This window comes from Brevundimonas sp. SL130 (genome assembly GCF_026625805.1).
In the GTDB taxonomy this organism is placed as follows: Bacteria; Pseudomonadota; Alphaproteobacteria; order Caulobacterales; family Caulobacteraceae; genus Brevundimonas.
The window spans coordinates 176,522-200,027 of sequence record NZ_CP113064.1; the positions used below are offsets into that span (position 1 = coordinate 176,522).

The 23,506-nt window shown below is 68.1% G+C and carries 20 protein-coding genes and 1 riboswitch; of the genes, 10 read left to right on the plus strand and 10 right to left on the minus strand.

The features are described 5' to 3' along the window. Positions 1-104: 104 nt before the first annotated feature. Both OU998_RS00825 and OU998_RS00830 read left to right on the plus strand, forming a co-directional pair. Complete coding sequence (locus tag OU998_RS00825; protein ID WP_267514961.1) at positions 105-575, plus strand: Rrf2 family transcriptional regulator; 471 nt, start codon at positions 105-107, stop codon at positions 573-575. 7 nt (positions 576-582) lie between these two features. Next, positions 583-1,380: an SDR family NAD(P)-dependent oxidoreductase gene (locus OU998_RS00830; RefSeq protein WP_267514962.1), complete on the plus strand. Its 798-nt coding sequence runs from the start codon at positions 583-585 to the stop codon at positions 1,378-1,380. Here OU998_RS00830 and OU998_RS00835 read toward each other — a convergent pair. The 3 genes from OU998_RS00835 to OU998_RS00845 form a co-directional block, all read right to left on the minus strand. Beyond that, complete coding sequence (locus OU998_RS00835) at positions 1,377-3,590, minus strand: protein-disulfide reductase DsbD family protein (RefSeq protein ID WP_267514963.1); 2,214 nt, start codon at positions 3,588-3,590, stop codon at positions 1,377-1,379. The two genes, OU998_RS00830 and OU998_RS00835, sit on opposite strands and share 4 nt — an antisense overlap. Positions 3,591-3,647: 57 nt before the next feature. Then, entirely contained in the window at positions 3,648-4,091 is a 444-nt protein-coding gene (locus tag OU998_RS00840) for an OmpA family protein (RefSeq protein WP_267514964.1), read from the minus strand. A gap of 104 nt (positions 4,092-4,195) precedes the next feature. Then, positions 4,196-4,537 (minus strand): glycine zipper domain-containing protein, encoded by a 342-nt coding sequence (locus tag OU998_RS00845; RefSeq protein WP_267514965.1) that lies wholly within the window; start codon positions 4,535-4,537, stop codon positions 4,196-4,198. 153 nt (positions 4,538-4,690) lie between these two features. Between OU998_RS00845 and OU998_RS00850 the strand changes: the two genes are divergently transcribed. Genes OU998_RS00850 through OU998_RS00860 form a run of 3 tightly spaced genes read left to right on the plus strand, consistent with a single transcriptional unit; the run spans position 4,691 to position 6,827 of the window. Next, the gene (locus tag OU998_RS00850) at positions 4,691-4,969 is read left to right on the plus strand and encodes a hypothetical protein (RefSeq protein WP_267514966.1); all 279 of its coding nucleotides are present in this window, start codon (positions 4,691-4,693) and stop codon (positions 4,967-4,969) included. Between the two features lie 44 nt (positions 4,970-5,013). Beyond that, positions 5,014-5,976 carry a diacylglycerol/lipid kinase family protein gene (locus tag OU998_RS00855; protein WP_267514967.1) on the plus strand — a complete coding sequence of 321 codons (963 nt, stop codon included), beginning with the start codon at positions 5,014-5,016 and terminating at the stop codon, positions 5,974-5,976. Continuing rightward, the gene (locus tag OU998_RS00860) at positions 5,976-6,827 is read left to right on the plus strand and encodes a metallophosphoesterase family protein (RefSeq protein ID WP_267514968.1); all 852 of its coding nucleotides are present in this window, start codon (positions 5,976-5,978) and stop codon (positions 6,825-6,827) included. The genes OU998_RS00855 and OU998_RS00860 overlap by 1 nt, the downstream gene beginning before the upstream one ends. Before the next feature lie 87 nt (positions 6,828-6,914). Here the strand turns inward: OU998_RS00860 and OU998_RS00865 are convergent, their stop codons facing one another. The 3 genes from OU998_RS00865 to OU998_RS00875 all read right to left on the minus strand — a co-directional run bounded on the left by OU998_RS00865 (position 6,915) and on the right by OU998_RS00875 (position 7,962). Beyond that, a complete protein-coding gene (locus OU998_RS00865) occupies positions 6,915-7,094 on the minus strand; it encodes a DUF1328 domain-containing protein (protein ID WP_267514969.1) in 180 nt (59 codons plus the stop codon). A gap of 110 nt (positions 7,095-7,204) precedes the next feature. Beyond that, positions 7,205-7,618: a hypothetical protein gene (locus OU998_RS00870; RefSeq protein WP_267514970.1), complete on the minus strand. Its 414-nt coding sequence runs from the start codon at positions 7,616-7,618 to the stop codon at positions 7,205-7,207. Next, complete coding sequence (locus OU998_RS00875) at positions 7,618-7,962, minus strand: glycine zipper domain-containing protein (protein WP_267514971.1); 345 nt, start codon at positions 7,960-7,962, stop codon at positions 7,618-7,620. Before OU998_RS00875 ends, OU998_RS00870 begins: the two co-directional genes overlap by 1 nt. Positions 7,963-8,103: 141 nt before the next feature. On the opposite strand from OU998_RS00875, the gene OU998_RS00880 reads away from it, so the two are divergent. The 3 genes from OU998_RS00880 to OU998_RS00890 all read left to right on the plus strand — a co-directional run bounded on the left by OU998_RS00880 (position 8,104) and on the right by OU998_RS00890 (position 10,396). Further along, positions 8,104-8,757, plus strand: a complete 654-nt coding sequence (locus OU998_RS00880) for a fumarylacetoacetate hydrolase family protein (RefSeq protein ID WP_267514972.1) — start codon at positions 8,104-8,106, stop codon at positions 8,755-8,757. Then, on the plus strand, positions 8,757-9,392 hold the full coding sequence (maiA, locus tag OU998_RS00885; protein ID WP_267514973.1) for a maleylacetoacetate isomerase: 636 nt from the start codon (positions 8,757-8,759) through the stop codon (positions 9,390-9,392). Before OU998_RS00880 ends, maiA begins: the two co-directional genes overlap by 1 nt. Before the next feature lie 83 nt (positions 9,393-9,475). Then, positions 9,476-10,396, plus strand: coding sequence for an aldo/keto reductase (locus tag OU998_RS00890; RefSeq protein ID WP_267514974.1), 921 nt, complete (start codon positions 9,476-9,478; stop codon positions 10,394-10,396). On the opposite strand, the gene OU998_RS00895 is transcribed toward OU998_RS00890, so the two are convergent. Continuing rightward, on the minus strand, positions 10,380-12,221 hold the full coding sequence (locus tag OU998_RS00895) for a TonB-dependent receptor plug domain-containing protein (protein ID WP_267514975.1): 1,842 nt from the start codon (positions 12,219-12,221) through the stop codon (positions 10,380-10,382). The two genes, OU998_RS00890 and OU998_RS00895, sit on opposite strands and share 17 nt — an antisense overlap. A gap of 149 nt (positions 12,222-12,370) precedes the next feature. Then, a riboswitch (cobalamin riboswitch) is annotated at positions 12,371-12,566 on the minus strand. Positions 12,567-12,628: 62 nt separating this feature from the next. Here OU998_RS00895 and mutS point away from each other — a divergent pair. Together mutS and OU998_RS00905 are read left to right on the plus strand one after the other, a co-directional pair. Beyond that, positions 12,629-15,331 (plus strand): DNA mismatch repair protein MutS, encoded by a 2,703-nt coding sequence (gene mutS / locus OU998_RS00900; protein ID WP_267514976.1) that lies wholly within the window; start codon positions 12,629-12,631, stop codon positions 15,329-15,331. Between the two features lie 87 nt (positions 15,332-15,418). After that, a complete protein-coding gene (locus OU998_RS00905; protein ID WP_267514977.1) occupies positions 15,419-17,245 on the plus strand; it encodes a methyl-accepting chemotaxis protein in 1,827 nt (608 codons plus the stop codon). A 90-nt stretch (positions 17,246-17,335) separates the two neighbouring features. On the opposite strand, the gene lpdA is transcribed toward OU998_RS00905, so the two are convergent. The 3 genes from lpdA to OU998_RS00920 all read right to left on the minus strand — a co-directional run bounded on the left by lpdA (position 17,336) and on the right by OU998_RS00920 (position 23,296). Beyond that, positions 17,336-18,742, minus strand: coding sequence for a dihydrolipoyl dehydrogenase (lpdA, locus tag OU998_RS00910; RefSeq protein ID WP_267514978.1), 1,407 nt, complete (start codon positions 18,740-18,742; stop codon positions 17,336-17,338). 123 nt (positions 18,743-18,865) lie between these two features. Further along, positions 18,866-20,737 carry a PAS domain-containing sensor histidine kinase gene (locus tag OU998_RS00915; RefSeq protein WP_267514979.1) on the minus strand — a complete coding sequence of 624 codons (1,872 nt, stop codon included), beginning with the start codon at positions 20,735-20,737 and terminating at the stop codon, positions 18,866-18,868. A 216-nt stretch (positions 20,738-20,953) separates the two neighbouring features. Beyond that, on the minus strand, positions 20,954-23,296 hold the full coding sequence (locus OU998_RS00920; RefSeq protein WP_267514980.1) for a TonB-dependent receptor plug domain-containing protein: 2,343 nt from the start codon (positions 23,294-23,296) through the stop codon (positions 20,954-20,956). Positions 23,297-23,506 lie beyond the last annotated feature (210 nt).

Below are 23,506 nucleotides of genomic sequence, written 5' to 3' on the forward strand. Positions count from 1 at the left end.
TCCGCGCCCGCTTCAATCGTGACGCGCGGGATTCGCTTTCGCAGCGGGGGCCGGCATTTGTGATTCGGCGTCGGAACGCCTATTTTACGTGCAGGAACACAAACATGTCAGACAGCCAGCGCTTCCCCGTCGCCGCCCACGCCCTGGCCTATATGGCCCACAAGGGCGCGTTTTCGCCTGCCCAGGCGGCCCCCAGCGGCGTACTGGCCTCATCGATTCCGACCAATCCCGTGGTTGTGCGTCGGATCACCGCCCTGCTGGCCAAGGCCGGACTGATCGCCACCCGGCCCGGCGCCACCGGCGGATCCTGGCTGTTGCGCCAGCCGCAGGACATCCGGCTGGACGAGGTGTTGCGGGCCGTCAACGGATGCGCCCACATCGGCTCGCCTCACGCCGGGGCCAAGGGCTGCCCGATCAGCGAACATATTCCGCGCCAGGTGGCCAAGGCCCTGACCGCCGCCGACCAGGCCGCGACCGAGGCCCTGTCCAAGATCACCATCGCCGATCTGCTGGCCGAAAATCCGATCTCCCTGGCGGCCTTCACGCCGCACAAGTCCTGCCCCGTCGCGGCCTGAGGCTCGGATGAGCCGGACCGTGCTCGTCACCGGCGCCTCGGCCGGCATAGGCGCGGCCCTGGCCCGGACCTATGCGGCGAACGGCTGGGACCTGATCCTGACCGCCCGGCGCGAGGGGCCGCTGAAGGCTCTGGCCGATGAAATGGTCGCAGCGCACGGCGTGACCGCGACCGTGATGCCCGAGGATCTGTCCGACCCCGCCGCGCCTGAACGGTTGATCGCCGCCATCGCGGCGCGGGGTCTGACGGTGGACGGCCTGATCAACAATGCGGGATTCAGCCGGGTGACCGGCTTCCTCGACACCGATCTGAGCGCCCACCGGGCCATGATCCAGGTCATGTTGACGGCGCCGGTGGAGCTGTCGCGCCTGGTCCTGCCGGGCATGGTCGAACGAGGCTTCGGCCGGGTGCTGAACGTGGCGTCCCTGGCGGGCCAGATGCCGGCGACCGGCGGCGACACCCTGTATGGGCCGATCAAGAGCTTCCTGATCAAGGCGTCCCAGGGCCTGTACCTGGAGACCCTGGGGACGGGCGTCCATGTGACGGTGCTGAACCCCGGCTACACCCTGACCGAGTTCCACGACGTCAATGGGTCTCGCGATCAGGTGTCGCGCGCCTATCCGGCCTGGATGTGGATGGACGCCGCCCGCGTCGCCCGCATCGGCTATGAGGCCTGCGAGGCGAACCGGGCCAGCGTCACGCCCGGCGTCATGAACAATCTCATGGCCGGACTGGCGCGGTTCCTGCCCGACGGGCTGGCGCTGCGCATGGTGGCGAACCACGCCAGACGGCTGGACCGGCTTTAAGGGGCCGGATTGGGCGTCCGGGCGGTTTGCAGGGCGTCCGTCACCACCCCTTCGGTCAACAGTTGCGGCAAGATGCGGGGTTCGCCGCCCGACGCCGGATAGAGCAGATACAGGGGCACGCCCGAGCGGCCGTGACGCTCCAGCTCGCGAGTGATGGCGTCGTCGCGGCGGGTCCAGTCGCCGACAAGATAGACGGCGTTCGCCGCCTGCAAGGCTTCGGCCACGCGCGGCGAAGACAGGGCCGCGCGCTCGTTGATCTTGCAGGTGACGCACCAGTCGGCGGTGAAATTGACCAGGACCGGACGGCCCTGGGCCTGGGCGGCCCCGACGGCCTCGGCCGACCAGGGCGCGGCGGCCAGGGGGCCCGCCTCTGACCCATTCGCAGGCGGTTGCGCACGACTGGCGGCGAGGCCGGCGAAGCACAGGGTGAAGAAGATGGCGAGGGCCGCCGCCACGGCGCTGACGACGGCGGTCCCGCCCTCGCCGCGACGCGTCTGGTTAACGCCTGTCAACCATAGACCGAAGGCCAGCATCAGGGCGGCGGCCAGGAACAGCGCCAGAGCCTCCGCGCTGGTCTGACGAGAAAACACCCAGACCAGCCAAAGCGCCGCCCCATACATGGGGAAGGCCAGCAGGCCTTTCAGACGGTCCATCCAGGGGCCGGGGCGGGGGAAGCGGCGCAGCAGGCCGGGCGACAGGCTGACGGCCAGATAGGGCAGGCCCAGGCCCAGCCCCAGCATCAGGAAGACCAGCAGGGCGGCGGGCCAGGGCATCAGCAGGGCCGCGCCCAGGGCGACGGCCATGAAGGGGGCGGTGCAGGGGGCGGCGACGACCACCGCCAGAACCCCGGTGAAGAAGGCGCCCACGCCACCCGGCAGGCGCGACAGGGGACCGGCGCCGACGGCCTGAACCCCCGCCCCGACCTGGAAGACGCCCGACAGATTCAGTCCGACCGCCAGCATCAACAGGGCCAGGCCGGCGATCACCGCCGGGGACTGCAGCTGGAAGCCCCAGCCTATGGCCTCGCCGCCCGCGCGTAGAACCAGCAGGACGACGGCCAGGACCAGGAAACTGGCCAGGACCCCGGCCATGAACAACAGGCCATCGCGGCGGGCCGTCTTGGCGTCGTGGGCCGAGGCGGCCAGGGCCGCCGCCTTCATCGCCAGAATGGGGAAGACGCAGGGCATCAGGTTCAGGATCAGACCGCCGATCAGCGCGAACAGGGCCGATTGCAGGATCAGCATCAGACCGGTCTTCGCCGGCGCAGGTGTCTCGACCTCTCCCGACAGGGTCCGGCCGCCAGCGGCGCCCGCCAAAACCGGGCCAGGGCGGGCCGTGATCTCCCAGGCGCCTGCGTCGGTGGCCAGGACGCCGGAGATCGGTCCATTGAGGCCCTTCGCCTTCAGGTCGTCCGCCGCAATCAATCTCAGGCTCAGGCCGTTCGGCCCGGTCTGGCCCGACTGGGCGGCCGCGTGATCGATGACGCCGCCCTCGAACGGATAGAAGACGGCCTGGGTCGGTTCGCCGTCCGCCAGGGCCGCGCTCAGGGGACCGCCCGTCGCCGACAGGGTCAGGACGCCGTCTATCAGCGTGGCGCGGGCCTCGATCCCGGCAGGACGGGGCGCGGCGGCCAGCACGGCCTCGAGAGCGGCGCCGTGGTCGGGGTTCAGCGGCGGGGCGCCCTCGCGGATCGGCAGGTCCAGGCGCAGGCTCATCTGCACCGGCACGCACATCTGGTCGCTGCACACCAGAAACAGGACGTCGGCCGTCAGGGGCAGGACGGTTCCGGGGCGAGCCGAGGCCGGAACCTCGATCGGCACGGGCAGATAGACCTCGCCGGAATAGCCGTAGTTGACCAGGCTCATCAGCCGCTGGCGGCTGGGCAGGGGCCAGACGATCTCGCCGGCCTTCACCCCCGGCGGCAGGCGCCAGTCGAGGGTCGTCGGCCCGCCGGAATCGCCGGGATTGCGCCAATAGGTGTGCCAGCCGGGCGCAATCTCCTGGCGCACCGCGACGACGACGGTCGACCCCGGCGCCGCCCATTGCGACAGGGAGACCAGTTCGGCCTCGATATTGTCGGCCTGGCGCGGTCCCGCCGAGACAGGCGTCGCCGTCTGGGCGGGACGGCTGACCGGCTGAGCCGCCGCCGAGATCCAGCCGCCCGACAGGACCAGAAGGCAGAGGGCGAACAGAGGGGCGATGGCGCGCATGGCCGAGCTTTTAGGCCCTGGAGGTGGGCCTGTCAGCGTCTCTGTCGCCGCGCCTGTTTAACGACGCGGTCGGGCGTCCACCACGACCTCGGTGCGGCGACGCAAAGGTTCAGAGGCTCCGCCCGCCGTCGTCGCGCCGGCGTCGCCGGCCGCCGTCACGTCAAACACCGGCGTGGGCAGTCCTGCCGCGCTCAGGGCCTGGGCCACGGTCCGGGCTCGGCGTTGCGACAGGGTCAGCTTGGCTTCACTGGCGCCGGTCGCGTCCGCAAGACCCAGCACCTGGATGCTGCGCACATCGCACGTCCGCAGCACGGCCGCCGCCGCCTCGACCGCCTGGTCGGCTGAATCGGTCAGCCGCGCCTCATTTTCTTTAAAATAGATGTCGAACCGGACCGGCATGCACAGTGAGCTGCTGGTCACGATCTCATCCCGCCGCATCGGCGTCGCACAGGCCCCGAGCGCCAGCATCCCGGCCAAGGCCGCAATCGCAAAATTCTTCATGCCCATCCCATTCCCTGCACAAGAAAAGGGCGGCCCGCCCATGACGAACCGCCCCTCTGAAACCCGATCAGCGCGGCAGGCCCAAGCCCGCCGAGCTTGGTCGATCAGTAACGGCGCTGGCCGTTGTCCCAGTAGCATTCGTCCTGGCGATTATCGTAGCAGTAGTAGGTGCGACCCTGGCTGTCGCGGTAACGCTGCTGGTTGTTGCGGTCCTGGGCCGAGCCGCGGATCGCGCCGGCTGCGCCGCCGAGGACGCCGCCGATCAGGGCGCCGGTGGCCGCATTGCCGCCGCCGACATTATTGCCGATGACAGCGCCTGCGACGGCGCCGAGGCCGGCGCCGATGGCGCCTTGGCGCACGGTCTGGTTCGAATTGCCGTAGGGGTCGCTGGCGCAGGCCGAGGCCAGAAGGCCGGCCCCGGCGATCGCGATGATGGCCTTGTTCATGATGAAATCCTTTGTCTGGGTTCGCCCCGAAGGCGAGAACGCTGGAATACGGCTCCGGTTCCCGCGCCTATCGTCGTTCTGTAGAAAGCGTTAAGCTTCAATCCTGGGCCTAGCCCGGCAAAGTCAGTGGGGGGAATGATGCGATTTTCAAAAATGGTGCGCGCTATCGACGGCGCCGAAGGTCCGCTCTGGACCCGGCGCAAGAAGAAAAAGGCCTCAGCCGCCCCGTTGATCAATGTGCTGGTGACGCTGCTGGCTTTGATCGGCGCCCTGACGCTGGTCCTGTCGATCAAGGAGCGGTCTATCGAGGCGGCCGGTCGGATGGCGGACGGCTGGATCGCCACCGGTTGGGCCGGCGCCCAGAAACTGGCGGGACGCACCCCCGAGGCGGAACCCGGGGCTGCAACCGCCCGCGACCAACTGAAGCCATAGCCAAGCTTTAGGGAACGGGCGCGCGCGCAGAACGTTCGGGCGCCATGACCGATATCGTAAGTCCCCAACCCGAGGCCGAGGCCGACATCGGCCAACCGCAGGGCGCGCCCCTGCGGACCCTGACGCCCCATGTCCCGTTGAAGCGGGCGGTCATGCTGGTCAATCCCCTGTCCGGCAGCGTGGGTCCGCGCGCCGCCGCCGAGGCGGAGGCTGTGCTGGCCGACTACGACCTGGAAACCCAGGTCGTGGTCCTGGACGGCGGCAATTTCGATCAGGCGATCGCCGAGGCGTTTGCGGCGTCGGCAGATGTGATCTTTGTTCTGGCCGGCGACGGTACGGCGCGGTCGGTGGCGTCCAAGGCCCGACCCGACGGCCCGATGATCGCCCCCTTGCCGGGCGGGACGATGAACATGCTGCCCAGGGCCTTGTACGGCACGGCCGACTGGAAACTGGCGCTGCGCCGCGCCCTGGAAGAGGGGGCGCCTCAAGTGGTGTCGGGCGGCGAGGTCGAGGGCGAATATTTCTATTGCGCCGCCATACTGGGCTCGCCGGCCCTATGGGCGCCGGCGCGCGAGGCGATGCGGACCGGCAAGGTCAAGCTGGCCTGGACCTATGCGCGGCGGGCGTTGAAGCGGGCCTTCACCGGTCGGTTGAGGTTCAGTCTGGACGGCGGCCCCCGGCGTCGGGCCGAGGCCCTGGTCCTGATCAGCCCCATGATCTCCAAGGCTATGGAAGAGCCGAACGGGCTGGAAGCGGCGGCCATGGACCCTTCGGACGCCAGCCAGGCCTTCCGTCTGGCCGCCAACGCCCTGTTCAGCGACTGGCGCCATGATCCGGCGGTGTCCACCCGAGCCGCCAAACGGATCGATGTTCGGGCGCGCTCCAAGATTCCGGCCGTGATAGACGGCGAACCCGTTCTGCTGAAATCCGAGGCCACCGTGCGATTCATACCCAAGGCGTTCCGCGCCCTCGCCCCCCGGCCCCCGGCGGCCGAGGACGGCCTTTAATGGGGCGGGTCCTCCAGTTCTCCGACGTCCATTTCGGGTGCGAGCACAAGGGCGCGGTGGCGGCTGCGCTGGAATACGCCCACGCCACGACCAATGACCTGGTGCTGATCACCGGCGACATCACCCAGAAGGGTTATCCGGCCGAATTCCGCGCGGCGGGCGAATGGATGCGCGCCATGCCCGAGCCGCGCTTCGTCATCGTCGGCAATCATGACGTCCCCTACTGGAGCCCGGTCGCCCGGCTGTTCCATCCGTGGCGGGCGTTCGAGACGGCGACCGGTTTTCCCGCTCATGACGGCCAGTTCTGCAATGACACGGTGATGGTGCGCGGCGTCGTCACCGCGCGCGGCTGGCAGGCGCGCCCCAACTGGTCCAAGGGGGTCATCGATCTGGACCAGACCCGGCGCGCCGCCGAGGCCCTGCGTCAGGCGCCCATCGGGGCGCTGCGCATCCTGGCCTGCCACCATCCGCTGATCGAAATGGTGGGGACGCCGATGACGGGCGACGTCAAACGCGGTGACGAAGCGGCCTCAATCTTCGCCGAGGCCGGGGTGGATCTGATCATGACGGGCCATGTCCATGTGCCCTTCGCCTTGCCGATCGACCTGGCGGACCGGTGCTCCTATGCGGTGGGCTGTGGAACCCTGTCGCACCGTGAGCGCGGATCGCCGCCTGGGTTCAATCAGGTCGATTGGGACGACAGGACCATCACGGTTACGGCCCTGGCCTGGGACGGCCAGGCCTATAGTTCGCAACAGATTTGGCGGCTGCCGCGCCGTCAGGACACCCGCAAGGCCGCCACTGCGCCCAGCCCCGATACGCCCGGCGTCCTGGAGAAGGCGGCGGTCTGAGACATCTTTCGTGTGCGAGCGCGAGTTGGAATAGAAAAGGGCCGGAACTCGCGTTCCGGCCCTTTCGTCTTGTCGGTTCGACGCCCGTTATAATCGGGGGACGCCGCGGCCGCGAAGTCCGCCGGCCACCAGGGCGATGACGAACAGAATGATAGCGATCACGGCGATGAATTTGGCGATCTCGAACGAGAAGTTCGCGATGCCGCCGAAGCCGAGAACGGCTGCGATCAAGGCCACGACCAGGAAGATAATTGCCCAACGGATCATGGGTCTAGCTCTCCTGCGTTGAGGTTTCCGACGGCGGCCTTGCAGCCGTTCGTCCCGTCGGAAGATCAACGATCACGGACGACGCCCGTTCCCTGTCAGGAGGGATAAACTCAGCGGCGACGCCGACGTTTCGGATAGCCGCCCTGATCCATCTTGCGCTCCGCCACCAGGCTGGCGACGATGGCGGCAAGCGCGGGATTGCGCAGCAGCAGGAAGGCCACGCCCAGGCCGCCGACCGCGCCGATGATCGGCCGCTCGCGCACGATGTGGATCAGCTTGCCGACCAGACCGTCGGGCGCATCCTCCTCGTCTTCATCATCGTGACTGTCGCCCTTCAGGAAGATCAAGGCGACGATCAGGGCGACCAGGGCGAACAGGCCGAAGGTGATGGCGGCCGCGCCCAGGGGCGTGGTGAGCAGGCTGATCGCATAAAAGAGGGCGACGCCGAGGAAGACGACGGCCAGGAACACGCTCGCGGCGACCACGCTGGTCGCCACGATCCGTTTGACGATGCCCTTGAACATCAGCGGCGGCGGCCGGCCAGCAGCAGGCCGAGGACGACGCCGACGCCGAGCGCGATGGCGGTCGACTGGACCGGCCGTTCCTGCACCCGTTCGACGATATAGCGCTGGGCCTCGTCCAGGCGTTCGGCGGCGTCGTCATAATATTCGCGGCCGCGCACCCGGGCGGTGTCGTAATAGCCCCGCGCCTGTTCGCGCACTTCTTCACCCTTGGCGCGCAGCTTGGCCTCGGCCTCTTCGGCCTTTTCGCGCAGGCGCTGGGTTTCCTCGCGGGCGCCGGTCTTCAGATCCTCCTTGAGGGTCTTCAGGTCGGCCTTGATGTCTTCTCTAGCCTTGGTGGTGGCCATGGTGCGCGCTCCAGTTTCAAGCTTGGCGATAGAATAGGGGACCCCGTTTGCGAACGCTACACCGGGGGCGAAGTTCCCGTCGATCCATAAGGCCTTATGGCCGACCTCGTCAGGCGCGATTCGCCGCACTAGATTGCGCCCATGACCGACTTCCTGTTCGCCCCCCGCCCCCTACCCAGCCTGCCGATCACCGGCGACGACCGGCGTTTCCCGGTCCGCCGCATCCTGTGCGTGGGCCAGAACTACGCCGCCCATGCGCGGGAAATGGGCTCAGACCCGGACAAGCAGTCGCCCTTCTTCTTCTCCAAGCCCGGCGACGCCCTGGTGTCGGACGGCGCCGACCCGGCCTATCCGTCCGCGACGGCCAATCTGCATTTCGAGGCCGAACTGGTCGCCGCCATCGGCGAGGGCGGGCGGATCGTGGGCTGGGCGGTCGGCTGCGACCTGACCCGCCGCGACCTTCAGGCCGAGGCGAAGACGGCGGGCCGTCCCTGGGACGCGGCCAAGGGGTTCGACCAGTCGGCCCCCTGCGGCGCCCTGACCCTGGGCGCCCTGCCGGACCCGGCGGGGGTCATCGCCCTGACGGTCAATGGCGAGACGAAACAGTCCAGCACCCTGGACGACATGATCCTGAACCCCGAGCGGATCGTCGAAGAGGCGGGCAAACTGTGGTCGCTTCAGGCCGGCGACCTGATCTTCACCGGCACGCCGTCGGGCGTGGGTCCGCTGACGCGCGGAGACCGGGTCGTGGTGACGATCGACGGGCTGGAGCCCCTCAGCTTCGAGGTGGTCTGATGATCCTGCACGGCTATTGGCGTTCGGGCGCCAGCTATCGGGTGCGCATCGCCCTGGGGCTGAAGGAGCTGTCCTACCAGACCGCAGCGCATGATCTGCGCCAGGGGGAACAGAAGGCGGCCGATTATCTGGCGCTGAATCCCCAGGGCATGGTGCCGGCGCTACAGGACGGCGACCTGGTCGTCACCCAGAGCCCGGCCATACTGGAATGGCTGGAAGAGACCCATCCCGAACCGGCGCTGCTGCCGAAAAAGTCGACGGACCGCGCCCATGTGCGAGCCATGGCGGCCCTGATCGGGTGCGACATCCATCCGCTGAACAATCTTCGGGTGCTGAAGTCGCTGCGCGGGGATTTCGGGGCCGATCAGGCGACTGTGGACGCCTGGGCTGCGCGGTGGATCACGCCGGGATTCACGGCGCTGGAAGCCCTGGTGACGCGCCACGGTGACGGCTGGAGCTTCGGCGATGCGCCGGGTCTGGTCGACTGTTATCTGATCCCACAACTCTATTCGGCGCGGCGATTCAATATGGATCTGAAAGCCTGGCCGAGACTGCTGGCCGTCGAATCCCGCGCCCTGGCCCATCCCGCCTTCCAGGCCGCCGACCCCGACAGACAGCCCGACGCCGACGCCTGATCTGCGATACCAACGGTGGATAAGTAAGGTTCGCGTAACCTCTTGCTCAGCCTCCCTTAAGTATTGAGGGCCAAGATGGGAATGTGACGCATTCCCCCGCCACCCCCTCGGCGCCCTCGCCTATTGATCGCCTGGCTCTCGCCGTGGCGACCGAGCCCCAGCGCCTGCATAGTTCACCCATGACGGGCCAGACAGGCGCGCGCGAAGACGCGATGCGATTCCTGTTGCAGACCGGCGCCGACGCCGGCGTGCGCATGATCGCCACCCGCCCCGGCGGCGACGGCGAGCGCCTGCTGGGCCAAGCTTGGCCCTTTCCCTCGCCCTTCCGGGTGACGGTGCGCACCGTGTCGCTGAACGAAGGTCTGGATCGGGTCGAGGCTCAGGCGCGCCGGTCGCTGGAACGACTGGGCTTGCCGCGCGGCGAAGCCCTGCTGGTCGATAATGCGGCCGATCTGGCCGGGGCCGAAGGCCGCGCCCTGTGGGATCGTCTGCAATCCTTGAAAAATCGCGGCCTGTTCCGCAGCATCGGCTTCTGCGCCACGATCGAGGACGGGCCCGCCCTGCTGGCGCGACGTCTCGAGGCGGATGTGGTGCAGGTCTCGTGCAATCTTCTGGATCAGCGCGCCGCCGCCGAAGGCGTTCTGGACGAGCTGAAATCCGTCGGCGCCCAGGTGCATCTGGCGTCCGTCTTCGCGGGCGGCCTGCTGTTCGCCGGCGGGGACGATCTGCCGCCGCATCTGGCGAACTACGCCCAGGTTCTGTCGCGGACACGGCGGCGCCTGGCGGAACGGCGTTGCGACCCGATGCAGGCGGCCCTGGCCTACGCCTTTTCTCTGGACGCCGTGGACCGGGTGGTGGCCAGCGTCGCCTCGGCCGCCGAGCTGCGCGCCATCCTGGCCGCCGCCCATGCGCCCCGCCCCGATCTGAACTGGTCGGAACTGGCGCTCGAGGCGCCGGCGGCCTTCGCCGCCGACGCCCGCGCCCGCATCAGTAGCGCAGCCTGACCCCGACATAGGCCGAACGACCGGGCTCGCCGTAGCCCAGCACCTGCTGATACTGCTCGTCGGCCAGGTTCTCGACCCGCGCCGTCAGGGCGATCTGATCCGTCAGCTGATAGGCCGCGTTCAGATTGGCGGTGACGAAGCTGTCGCGCACGCCGCCCGAATCGTCCTGGTCGCCCTCGGCGCGAACGGTCAGGGCGCCCGAAATCCGATCCCCCGTCCAGCCCAGGGTCGCCGATCCCGCATGTTCAGGCACGCGCAGCAGGCGCGCGCCGGTCGAGCGGTCTTCGGCGTCGGTCCAGGCATAGGCCAGGGTCAGGTCGAACCCGCCGCCGAGCATGGCGCGTCCTTCCAGCTCGACCCCGTCCGAGCGGGTCCGCGCGATGTTGATGTAATAGCTGTCGAAGGTCGTCCGATCGGTGAAATAGGTGATCTGGTCTTCGATGTTCAGCCGGTACAGGGTGGCGCGACCGTCGAACCGGCCGTCGGCGGAGGCCCAGCCGAGGGCGATCTCGACGCTGTCGGCCGTTTCCGGCTTCAGCGTGGGGACGGGGACCGACGAATAGCAGAAGTCGCAGACCGCCTGGCTGATCGACGGCGCCTTGAAGCCCGTGCCATAGGCGCCGGACAGGGTGAAGCCGCCGGCCAGGTCATAGGCCGCCGAGATTCGGCCCGTGGTCTTGGAGCCGAAGTCGTCGGTGTCGTCGAACCGCAGGCCGCCGGTGACGCTGAGCGCCTCGGTGACGGCGTAGCGGCCGGTGGCGAAGACCGAGGTCGTGCCCAGATCCTGTTTGGCGCCGGTGGAGACGCTGCCTTCGGTCTCCTCGCGCTCTGCCCCGAAGGCATAGGTCGCGGCGCCGGTCGCGCCGTCGGCCTGCCAGCGATAGGCTTGGCGGTTGGCCTCATAGGTCGAGGGATAGTCGCTGAAGGTGTCGCGCTGGATGTCCGAGGCGGAGACGCTGAACTGATGGTTCAGACCCAGGGCCTTCAGGCTGATGCGGCCGAAGCCGGACCATTGTTCGGACTCCTGGCTGTCATCGGTGTCGGCCAGGGCATAGGTCGGGGCCGGGTAGCCGTCCAGATCGGCCTCGCTCTTGGACCAGCGGGCCGAGCCGTCGAGCTTGACCGTGTCCGAGACGGCGTAGCGCCCCTTCAAGCCCACGGTGGTGTTGGTGAAGCCGTCGGCTTCCGTATTGCCGTCGGCCTCGTCCGCCGCAGAAATCCCGTCGGTGTCGAAATGCGAGACATAGCCGCCCAAGGCCCAGGTCTCGTTGGCGACGCCGGCGGCCAGGCGGCCGCGCACGGTGTCGTAGCTGCCGGCCTCGGCCTCGGCGCGCAGGCCGTCGATCTCCTTGGTGGTGAAGGCGATCACGCCGCCGATGGCGTCGGAACCCCACAGCGAGGACTGGGGCCCGGACAGGACCTCGATCCGGTCGATGTCGCCCAGTTCGAAGCCGGAAAAGTCATAGGCGCCATTGACCTCGGAGGCGTCATTGACCGGCGCCCCGTCGACGAGGACCAGGGTCTTGCCGGGGGTCGCGCCACGCATGCGGACCTGGGCGACGCCGCCAAACGCGCCCGTGCGGGTCACCGACAGGCCCGGAACATCGGACAGGATGTCGGCGGCGAAGACGGCGCCGCGCTGTTCGATGGTCTTGGAATCGATGACGCGGGCGCCGGGCGTTTCGGCGACGATGGCGGGCAGGCGGGTGGCGGTGACGACGACGTCGTCCAGCGGAGTCGCATCGTCGGCCGCCAGGGCGGGCGCGGCGAAGGCGCCCACCGTTACAGAAAGGGCCGCCGTGGAGAGAAGAATGGAGCGCTTCATTGAGCGAGAATCCCCGATGTCGGCTCCGCGAGTGCGCGCGAGGAACCGGTATGAGCGAGCCGATCCGCCGGGCCTGAAAGGTCCGGACGGCGCAAGATCGGGTCGCTACGACGAGAAGTCCCCGCGCCTCTGTCTGGTCCCGGACAGCGGACGAGCGACGTTAGGCGGCCAGGTTTCCTGGCTTGCGGGTCAAAAACCGCCGTCCTCGCCTTCCCAGTTTCCCAGTGGCGCCGAGGTCGAGACCCCGGACGGACGACGCTCTCGCCGCCTACAGTTGCGGGCACAGCCACGGTGTCTCACCGTGTTCCCTTAACCGCCTGACGCGGCCTATCGCAGGGGTGAGAAGCCTGTGCAAGAGCCGTGAACGGGCTTGAGCGGTCGGCTGTGATCCTTCACCCTGACAGCACATGAACGCGCCCGCTTTCCCGCCCCCCGAACATTCGCCCGAAATCGCCGCCTCCCTGGAGGGCGCGACGCCCTTCATGGCGCAGTATCTGACGGCCAAGGCCGGGCAGCCGGACGCCATACTCTTCTTCCGCATGGGGGATTTCTACGAGCTGTTCTTCAAGGACGCCGAGGTGGCCGCTGCCGCCCTGGGCATCACCCTGACCAAGCGGGGCAAGCATCAGGGCGAGGACATTCCCATGGCGGGCGTGCCGGTCCATGCCCTGGACGGCTATCTGGCCCGGCTGATCCGCATGGGTCACAAGGTCGCCATCTGCGAACAGCTGGAAGACCCCGCCGAGGCCAAGAAGCGCGGCGGCAAGGCCGTGGTCCACCGCGGCGTGGTGCGGGTGGTGACGCCCGGCACCCTGACCGAGGACAGTCTGCTGGACGCGCGCGGCGCCAATCGGCTGGCGGCCGTGGCGATCCGCAAGGGGCGGGCGGCGGTCGCCGTGGTGGAACTGTCGTCCGGGGCCGTGGACAGCGTCGCCTGTGCGCTCGAGGATCTAGGCGCCGCCCTGGCGGCGTTTCGGCCGTCCGAGGTTCTGGTCACGGACCGGATCTACTCCGACCCGACGACGCGGGACGCCCTGGACGGGTCCGGCGGCGTGGTTCAGGCCCTGGCGAGCGCCATCGCCGAACCCCAGGCGGCGCGGGTCCGCGTCGAACGGCTGTACGGGGTTGCGGCCCTGGACGGTTTCGGCGCCTTCGAGGAGGCCGAGGTCTCGGCCCTGGGCCTGATCGCCGCCTATCTGGAAACGACCCAGGCCGGCAAGGTTCCGGCCCTGGCCCCGCCGCGCCGGCTGGGCGAGAGCGGATTTCTGGCCATCGATCCGGCCACCCGCACCAGTCTGGAGATCGACCGGACGCAGCGGGGCGAGCGCGAAGGCTCGCTGCTGGCCTGTATCGACCGCACCGTCACCTCGGGCGGAGCGCGGGCCCTGGCGGAGCGGATCGCCCGGCCGCTGCGCGATCCGCTGGCGATCAACGAACAACTCGACGCGGTCGAATGGCTGCTGGAGCGGCGCGACCTGCGGCGTGATCTGCGCGACGGCCTGAAGGCTTCGGCCGACGTCGCCCGCGCGGTCGGGCGGCTGGCCTTGGGCCGCGGCGGTCCGCGCGATCTGGCGGCGGTGCGGGTCGGCCTGTCGATCGCGGAGGGGATCGCCGGTCTGTTCATCGGTCAGGTGGACCCGATCACCGGCCAGCCGCGCCGCATCGCCCTGGCCCTGGACCGGCTCAGCCTGTCGCCCGAGGTGTCCCGGCTGAAGGCCGATCTGATCGACGGCCTGGTGGACGAGCCGTCGCATCTGGCGCGCGACGGCGGCTTTGTGCGCCCCGACTATCGCCCCGAACTGGACGCCGCCCGCACCCTGCGCGACGACAGCCGACGGGTGGTCGCCGATCTGGAGGCCCGCGCCGTCGCTGAGTCCGGCGTGGCCTTTAAGGTCAAGCACAACGCCGTCCTGGGCTATTTCCTGGAAACCTCGGCCAAGGCGGCGGAGGGCCTGCTGCGAGCCGGCCCCGACAGCCCCTTCATCCATCGTCAGACCCTGGCCAGCCAGGTGCGGTTCACCACGGTCGAACTGTCGGAACTGGACGCCAAGATCAGCCAGGCCGGCCATCGCGCCCTGGCCATCGAGGGCGAGACCTTCGAAGGCTGGCGGCGCGAGGTCGCCCGTCTGGCCCAGCCGTTACAGGCGGTCGCCGAAGCCCTGGCGGAACTGGACGCCCATGCGGCCCTGGCCGAATGGGCGCAAGAAGTCGGGGCGACCCGGCCGGTGGTGGACGACAGCCTGGTCTTCTCGGTCGAGGCCGGGCGGCATCCGGTGGTCGAGGCGGCCGTCAAGGCGGCGGGCGACGCCTATACGCCCAATAATGCGCGTCTGGACGGGTCCGGATCGGACTGCGCGCGTCTGGCCATCGTCACCGGACCGAACATGGCGGGCAAGTCGACCTTCCTGCGTCAGAACGCCTTGCTGGTCATCCTGGCCCAGGCCGGGGCCTTCGTGCCGGCGCGGTCGATGCGTCTGGGCGTGGTCGATCGGCTGTTCAGCCGCGTCGGGGCGGGCGACGACCTGGCGCGCGGCCGGTCCACCTTCATGATGGAGATGGTCGAGACCGCCGCCATCCTGACCCAGGCGACGCCGCGCAGCTTTGTGGTTCTGGACGAGATCGGGCGCGGCACGGCCACCTATGACGGCCTGGCCATCGCCTGGGCCACGGCCGAGGCCCTGCACGACGTCAATCGGGCCCGCACCCTGTTCGCCACCCACTATCACGAACTGGCCCAGCTGGAGACGCGGCTGGACCATGTCTGCAACCTATCCATGACGGCCAAGGAGTGGAACGGGGATCTGGTCTTCCTGCATGAGGCGGCGCCGGGGGCGGCGGACCGGTCTTACGGGGTGCAGGTGGCCAAGCTGGCCGGGGTGCCGCTGGCCGTCGTGGCCCGCGCGAAATCGGTGCTGGAGCGGCTGGAGGGCGAGAAGGCGGCGACAGCGCGGCTGGACGACCTGCCGCTGTTCGCCATGGCTGAACCGCCGCCCGTCTGGACTCCCTCGCCGGTGGAGACGGCGCTGGACGCCGTGGATCCCGACGCTCTGACGCCTCGCGAAGCGCTGGAGGCCCTCTACAGACTGAAGGGAATGCGCGCGTCGGGGTAAGATAAGCGATTTGCGACAGGAAGGTTTTTAACCTCGTCGTGTCAGTGAGGCTTGACTGGGAAGAGTAAGCTTCCCCTGGATACGACCATGAAACTCAGCGCGCTATCCCTCTCGGCCAAGGCGGCCCTCATGGTGATCGCCGCCTTGGCCGCCCTGACCGCAACCTTGCTGGCGGTGGCGGTGGTTCTTCTGACGCGGGATGCAGAGGCCGGCGCCGCCGAACGCCAAGAGACGAACATGCGCGTCGCTTGGGATGTTCTAGCCGATTACGGCGACGGCTTCTCGGCGCGGGACGGCAAACTCTATGTCGGCTCCACCCCGATGAACGACTTCGTCGAGCCGGTGGACCGGATCAAGGCCCTGGTCGGCGGCACGGCGACGATCTTCATGGACGACCTGCGGGTTACGACCAATGTGGTCAAGGACGACGGGTCGCGCGCCGTCGGCACCAAGCTGAAGCCCGGTCCCGTCTATGATGCGGTGTTGAAGTCCGGCCAGACCTATCGCGGTCAGGCGGACATCCTGGGCAAGCCCTATTTCGTCGCCTACGACCCCATCAAGAACGCCGCCGGCCAGACGATAGGCGTGCTGTATGTCGGGATTCCCAAGGCCGACTTCATGGCCTCTGTGAACCATATGATGATCGGCCTACTGATTTGCGGCGTCGTCGTCACCCTGCTGGTGGTGATGGGATGTCTGCTCGCCTCGCGCCGGATGTTCTCGCCGTTGAAGGCTCTGTGCGAGCGGATGGAGGCCCTGCGTCAGGGCCGCACCGACTTTGACGCCCCCTGGGTTTCGCGCTCTGACGACATCGGCCAGATCGCCCGCGCCGTCATCGCCTTCCGCGACGCCGCCGTGCGCCAGAAGGCGACCGAAAGCGAGGCCGAGGCGATGCGCGAGACCGCCCTCGCAACCCACGCCGCCGGGGAAGCCGAACGCGAACGTCTGGCTGAGGAGGACGCGATCGTGGTCGGGGCCCTCGGCGACGGGCTGGCGGCCCTGGCGCGCGGCGATCTGAGCCACCGCATCACCGCAACCTTCGCCGAACGCAGCCGCAAGCTGAAAGACGATTACAACACCGCCGCCGACACCCTGGCGGGAACCATGGGCGACATCATCGAACTGGTCGGCGCCATGCAGGCGGGAACCACGGAGGTGTCAGGCGCCACCGACGACCTGTCGCGCCGCACCGAACGTCAGGCCGCCGCCCTGGAACAGACCGCCGCCGCCCTGGATCAGATCACCGTCACCGTCCGTAAGACGGCCGAGGGCGCTCAATCCGCCGCCGACATCACCGCCCAGGCGCGCGGCGGGGCCGGCACGCGCGAACAGATCATCGCCGACACCACCGCCGCCATGGGCGAGATCGAGGCCACCTCGGGCCGGATCAGCGAAATCATCGGCGTCATCGACGAAATCGCCTTCCAGACCAATCTGTTGGCCCTAAACGCCGGGGTCGAGGCGGCCCGTGCGGGCGAGGCGGGTCGAGGCTTCGCCGTTGTGGCGTCCGAAGTGCGCGCCCTGGCGCAACGCTCGGCCGACGCCGCGCGCGAGATCAAGGGCCTGATCGCCGCCTCCAGCGCCAGCGTCGGCGAAGGCGCCCGTCTGGTGTCCCAAACCGGCGGCGCCCTGACCGCCCTGATCAGCCAGGTGGCCGAGATCAACCAGCTGGCGGCCGATATCGCCGCCTCAGCCAAGGAACAGGCCGTCGGCCTGGCCGAGATCAACGTCGCCGTGAACCAGATGGACCAGACGACCCAGCAGAACGCCGCCATGGTCGAACAGACCACCGCCGCCAACCAGGCCCTGAGCCAGGAAGCCGAAAAACTGGCCGAACTGGTGTCGCGTTTCCGCATCGGCGAGACCGCGCGCGGCGGTCGCGCCCAGGGCGACCGGACGTCCTGGGCCGCCTGACGCCTGATCGACCCGCCCAAAACAAGAGGCCCGCCCGGTGATCGCCGGGCGGGCCTTTTTCGTTTCAGACACCTGAGAAGCTGCGGCCGATCAGGCCTGCATCATCCAGCCTTCGACATCCATGGCCGCCTGACGCACGGCTTCCGAACGGGTCGGGTGGGCGTGGCAGGTGCGGGCGATGTCTTCCGACGAACCGCCGAAGCCCATGGTGATGGCGGCTTCGTGGATCATCTCGCCGGCCTGGGGGCCCATGATGTGGACGCCCAGAACCTTGTCGGTGGCGGCGTCGGCCAGAACCTTGGCGAAACCGTCGGTCTCGTGGTTGATCTTGGCGCGGCTGTTGGCGGTGAAGGGGAATTTGCCCTTCTTGTAGGCGACGCCGGCGGCCTTCAGCTGTTCCTCGGTCTGACCGACCCAGGCCACTTCGGGGAAGGTGTAGACCACGCTGGGGACCAGGGCGTAGTCGACGTGGCCGTATTTGCCGGCGATGGTGTCGATCACGGCGACCGCGTCTTCTTCCGCCTTGTGCGCCAGCATCGGGCCGTGGGTCACGTCGCCGATCACCCACACTCCGTCGGCCACCTTGAAGTGGTCATGGTCGATGAAGCCGCGCTTGTCCGGCGTGACGCCGACGCTCTCCAGACCCAGGCCTTCGGTGTAGGGGCGACGGCCGATGGCGACCAGGACGACGTCGGCCTTCAGGGTTTCCGCCGCACCGCCGGCCGACGGTTCGACCGTCAGCTCGACCCCGTCCTTGACCGACTTGGCGGCCGTGACCTTGGCGCCCAGTTTGAAGCTCATGCCCTGTTTGGTCAGGGTGCGTTGGAAGGCGGTGGCGACCTCGGTGTCCATGCCGGGGGTGATGCGGTCCAGGAATTCGACCACCGTGACCTCGGCGCCCAGGCGGCGCCAGACCGAACCCAGCTCCAGGCCGATGATGCCGGCGCCGACCACAATCAGCTTCTTCGGCACGGCCGGCAGGGACAGGGCGCCGGTGGAATCAATCACCTTGCCCGCTTCGAAGGCGACGCCCGGCAGGGGGGTGGGCTCCGAGCCGGTGGCGATGACGATGTTCTTGGCGTCCAGCGTCTGGACCGAACCGTCGGCGGCGGTCACCTCGACCTTTCCTTTTCCGACAATCTTGCCGCGACCCTTGATCCAGTCGGCCTTGTTCTTCTTGAACAGGAATTCGATCCCCTTGGTCAGGGCGGTGACGCTGTCGTCCTTGGACTTGTGCATCTGGCCCAGGTTCAGCTTGGGCTGGACCTCGATGCCGATCTTGGCGAATTCGGTATTGGCGGCGTCGAACATTTCCGAGGCGTGGAGCAGGGCCTTGGACGGCATGCAGCCGACGTTCAGGCAGGTGCCCCCCAGGGTGGCGCGCATCTCGACACAGGCGACCTTGAGGCCCAGCTGGCCGGCGCGGATCGCGGCGTTATAGCCGCCGGGCCCTCCGCCGATGATGACGACGTCGTAGGGAGCGGTGGCTTCGGCCATGATATCCTCTGGTCTTCTGGCGCGTGGGGGCAGGCGGGCGGACACTAGCGCCGACCCGGCAAGGGTCAACCGCCGTGCGTCATATGGGGCCTCGGAATCGACCTTTGCAGGGGGCCGCGGCGCTCAGGACGCGGTTTCTGTCGCCATTTCGTCCGTGGAAGGCTGGTTTTCAACCCGACTCCCGTCGACGCCGGGCCCCGACGGCAGGGTGACGGAGACCTCCGCCCCTTCGCCCGGCGCGCTTTCGATGGCCAGCGCGCCCGAGGACTGACGCGCGAAGGCGAAGGCCTGCGACAGGCCCAGGCCCGCCGCATCCGGCCGGGTGGTGAAGAAGGGCTCCGCCGCACGTCTCACGGTGTCGGCGTCCATGCCGGGCCCGGAATCGCGCACGCTCAGCCTCAGGCCCTCGTCGGGAAGGACCGCCAGTCGGACCGCAACCGAGCCGGCGCCGTTCGAGGCCTCGACCGCGTTTCGGGTCAGGGCCAGCACGGCCGCCTCGAAGGCCGCCGGATCGATCCGTGCGAAGGCGGGGCCGGCCGGCGTTTCGATCATCAGATCAATCGCCGGTCCCGCCAGCATGCGCAGCTTCCTCTCCATGCCTGACAGCAGGACGCCGATGTCCAGTCGTTGCAGATTGGTCTGGTCCTCGTCCTGGGAGAAGGCGCTCAGACGGCGGGTCAGGCGTTCGCCGCGCTGACCGGCGGCCAGGGCGGCCTGGCCCAGGCGACGCACGCGCTCGGGCTCGTCGACATGGCGCAGCATCAGGTCCAGGGCCGAGGTCATGACCCCCAGCAGGGCGTTGAAATCATGGGTCACGCCCCCCGTCAGACGGCCGACATTGGCCATGCGGCGTTCGGCCTCCAGCTCGGCGCGGACGGCGCGCTCCGCCTGTTCGGCCTGGGCCATCGTCTCCAGCAGGGCCTGGTTGTGGGCGGCGAGAACCTCGCGCTCGCGCCGCGCGAAATCGGCCTGAGCCGCCTGGATCGCCGAGGCCATGGGATCGGATGCGTCCGGCGCGCCCTCGGCCTGTTCGGCCTCGATCACTTCGGCGACAGGTTCGACGGTCGGAACCTCCGCCATGGGGACGCCGGCCACAAGAATGGCGTCCGGCCGGTCGGTCTCGTCGGTCAGCGGCAGCAGGGTCCAGCGGATGCCGGCGCCGTCGGCGTCGACCGTCTCGATCGGCGTCGGGCTTTCATCCTCGACGGACAGGGCGGCGCGCAGGGCCTGACGGCCTTCGGTGCGTCGGTCCAGCGGCAGGAACAGATCGGCGAAGTCGGATCCCGTCACCCCTTCGCCACGCCCCAGCATGATCAGGGCGGTGCGGTTGGCCTGGTGGATGCGACCTTCGGTATCGACCACGACCAGGGCGCTGGAGGCGGCGTCGAACACCCGGTCGGCCAGGCTGGCGCGGCCGGCGGGCGGCGGAGGCGGGGGCGCGGGTTCAATCGCCGGGGTGGTCAGGACATCGGTCTCGACCATGGCCGCGATGGATCCGGTGACCTGACCCCGTTCGTTCTCGATCGGCATGGCGGTGACCGAGACCAGCATCTTCTTGCGGGTCGCGGCGTTCATCATCAGGTGCTGGAAGCCCCGCACCGTCTGACCGCGCAGGGCGCGGGCGCTGGGCAGCAGGTCGGCGGGGATCGACTTGCCGTCCGGGAAGGTGATGCCCCAGGTCGCAGAGTGGAAACGCAGGCCCAGCAGCTCGGCGTCACGACGCCCCAGCAGTTGGTGGGCGGCCCGGTTGGCGAAGACGAACTTGCCGGTGGCGTCGGTCTCGACCATGGCCACGGGCACGGCGTTCATGGTCTCGAACAGACGTTTGTCCGAGGACTCGGCGACCTTCTGAACCATGTCGAGCTGGTCGGTCGCGCTGGCGTGGCGGGCGCCGTGGGTGACCGCGAACCACAGGGCGATGGCGGCTATGGCGTAGCCGACGACGGCCATTATGCCGAAGATCAGCGCCCAGTTGACCTCGCCTTCGAGGAACATCAATCAATCCGTCTCAATATGGGGCGCGGTCCGCCCGTTCCATGCCCGGCTGTGCAAGGGCTGAACCAGCGATCCGACGAGGGGGGAGTGCAGGGAACAGCCTGACGACATCGGCATGGGCGCCGTCAAGCGCCTGCAACCCGGCTTGTTCGCCACGCATGAAAAAAGGGCCGGACGTCGCCGTCCGGCCCCTTCCTCAGCTTGGTCTCAAAGGGCTTAGAAGGCCATCCGGGCGACGATCTGATACCAGGGACCGGACGATTCCGTCTCCAGTTCATATTCGTCGTAGTCGCGGTCGATCTGGCCCACGATGGTGTTGAACTTGTCGAACACCTCGTCCTTGGACGAGTCGAGCAGGTTCGATCCGGTCAGGCGGAGCACCACGTTCGAGGCGACCTGCTTCTCGACGAAGATCTCGAGGTCGCCGCCGTAGCTGGTCACGACTTCTTCGCCGACGATCCGGCTCTTGGCGTCGCCCTGCTTGCGATAGGTGGCGCCGAAGGCCGCGCCCCAGGTCGGGATGTCCTGGGTGAAGCCGACATTGAAGACATAGTCCGACTGCGAGTTGAAGCGGCGGTCGCCCATGAAGTCTTCGACCGAACTGTCCAGCCAGGAGTAGTTCAGGAACACGCCGGTGTGCTCCATGCCGATGAAGTCCAGCGGCGTCGACAGGTCGAACTCGATACCCCAGACCTGGCCGTCGCCGACGTTCTCGGCCGTCAGGACGTAGGAGACCAACTCTTCGGCCGCTTCCGCCGGCGTCGCGCCGTCGTCAATGGCGGCGTCGTAGTCGTCCTGGGCCTGTTCCGAGTATTCGCCCGTGTTGGTGATTTCGATCAGGTCGGTGATGTCGCGATAGAAGGCATTGACGCCGATCACGCCGCGACGGCCCAGACGACGCTCGAAGCCGAGGTCAGCGCCCCATGCCGTTTCCGGCTCGAGATCCGGATTGCCCACGAAATCGTTGTCGCCGTATTCGCCCGTCAGGACCGCCGGAGAAATGAAGTCGAAGCTGGGGCGACGCACAGTGCGGGCCACGGACGCGGTGATCCGATCCGTGTCCGACAGCTTGAAGCGGACGCTCGCCGAAGGCAGCAGTACGGCGTAGTCGTTGTCGTTGACGCGGTCGGCGTCGTCATCCACGGTTTCGTCGGTGATGGTTGAATCGGTCGTCTCGTAGCGCAGACCGGCTTCCCACTTGGCCGGGCCGTTTTCGCCCGACAGCATGACGTAGGGGTCGATCCGGGTTTCCTCGATCTTACCCACGCCGCCAGGAACGCCTTCGAAATCGCCGAAGCTCCAGTTGGTCGCGGCGTTGGTCGAGCCGTTGGCGACGCTGAAGCGAACGCGCTCAGGTTCGGTGATCGAGGTGTCGCGATCCTTCTGATTCCACTGAACCCCGAAGGCCAGTTCCAGATCTCCGCCCAAGGGCCGCTTGTGGTCGATCGCGCCGCTGAGCTCCTTGTCCTCGATGTCGGTCCGGGTCGCGTCGGCGGTGAAGCGGTCTTCGTCCGGATAGACGACGGAGTCGCGCCGGAACTCGGATTCGTATTCGAACTCGTACTGCTCGTCCTTGATCGAGGCGTAGCCAAGCTTGAACTTGGTTTCGCCGCCCAGCATTTCGCGGACATAGCGCAGGTTCAACGACAGGTTGTCGGTTTGGATATCGACGTCGTTGTCGTTGATCGTGTTGATATTGGCGTCGGTCTCGACACCGGCGATATATTCGATCGAATCCTCGTCCTGATAGCGATCCGTGCGGACGAAGACTCCCGAGAGATCCAGGCGGCCGCCGGCGAAATCGACGTCATACGAAGCGTTGAAGGAGTAGTCGGTGCCGTCGCGGGTGTCGGTCTGCACCTCAGTGTTGTCGAGCGTGCCGTTCGGCTCGTCGAAACGCTGGCTGTATTTTTCCTTGGGATTGCGGCGGTCCTGGATATTGGCGCCTAGAAGCAGGCGGCCCGGGCCGGCCTGGCCGCCCCAAACGGCGCCATAGGTGCCGCCCCATGAGCCATAGTCGCTGTCTTTCCAGTTCAGCGCCCCGAGCCGCACATAGCCGCCGTCCAGCGACAGGGCGTCGCGCAGGACGATGTTGATGGCGCCGGCGACCGCGTCGCCCGACCGGTTGGCCGAGGACGAACGGACGACCTCGACGCGCTCGATCAGTTCGGCGGGGATGCGGTCGACGAAGAAGGAGCGATCCACGCCGGCGCCGGGCACGCGCTCGCCGTTGATCAGGATCTGCGTATAGGCCGAGTCCAAGCCGCGCATCCGCACGCCGTCTGATTCCAGCACGTCGGACAGGAAGGTGACGGAAGGCACGCGCTTCAGGGCGTCGCCGGCAGTCAGCGGTTCGAAGCGCTGGAAATAGTCGAGGTCGTAGGACAGGGTCGGAACGACATCGTCGGTGCGGTTACGCATCGCCGGCTCGCCGGTGACGATGATTTCCTCGAGCGCGGTGACGGGCGCCGCGTTGGCCTCTTGGGCCTGAACCGCGCCGGCGAAGGCCAGCGAAGCGAGGGACGCGAGCGAGGCGCCCGCGAGCAGTTGCAATCTCATGATCTTGATCCCCTGACGTCGGGCTATGCCTTCGACGAATGTTGGGCGCTTAAACTTGAGCGGCGACGCGTCCATGACGAATAGACGACGTCTAGTGCGAGCTTTTAAGTCGTGTCCGCGACAAGTGTGATGGGTGCGGATCAATGTTCGCCGAGCCGCCCGACCTGCGGCGTCATCGTCCTTGACCGACCGACGGCGCCTGTGGTCTCG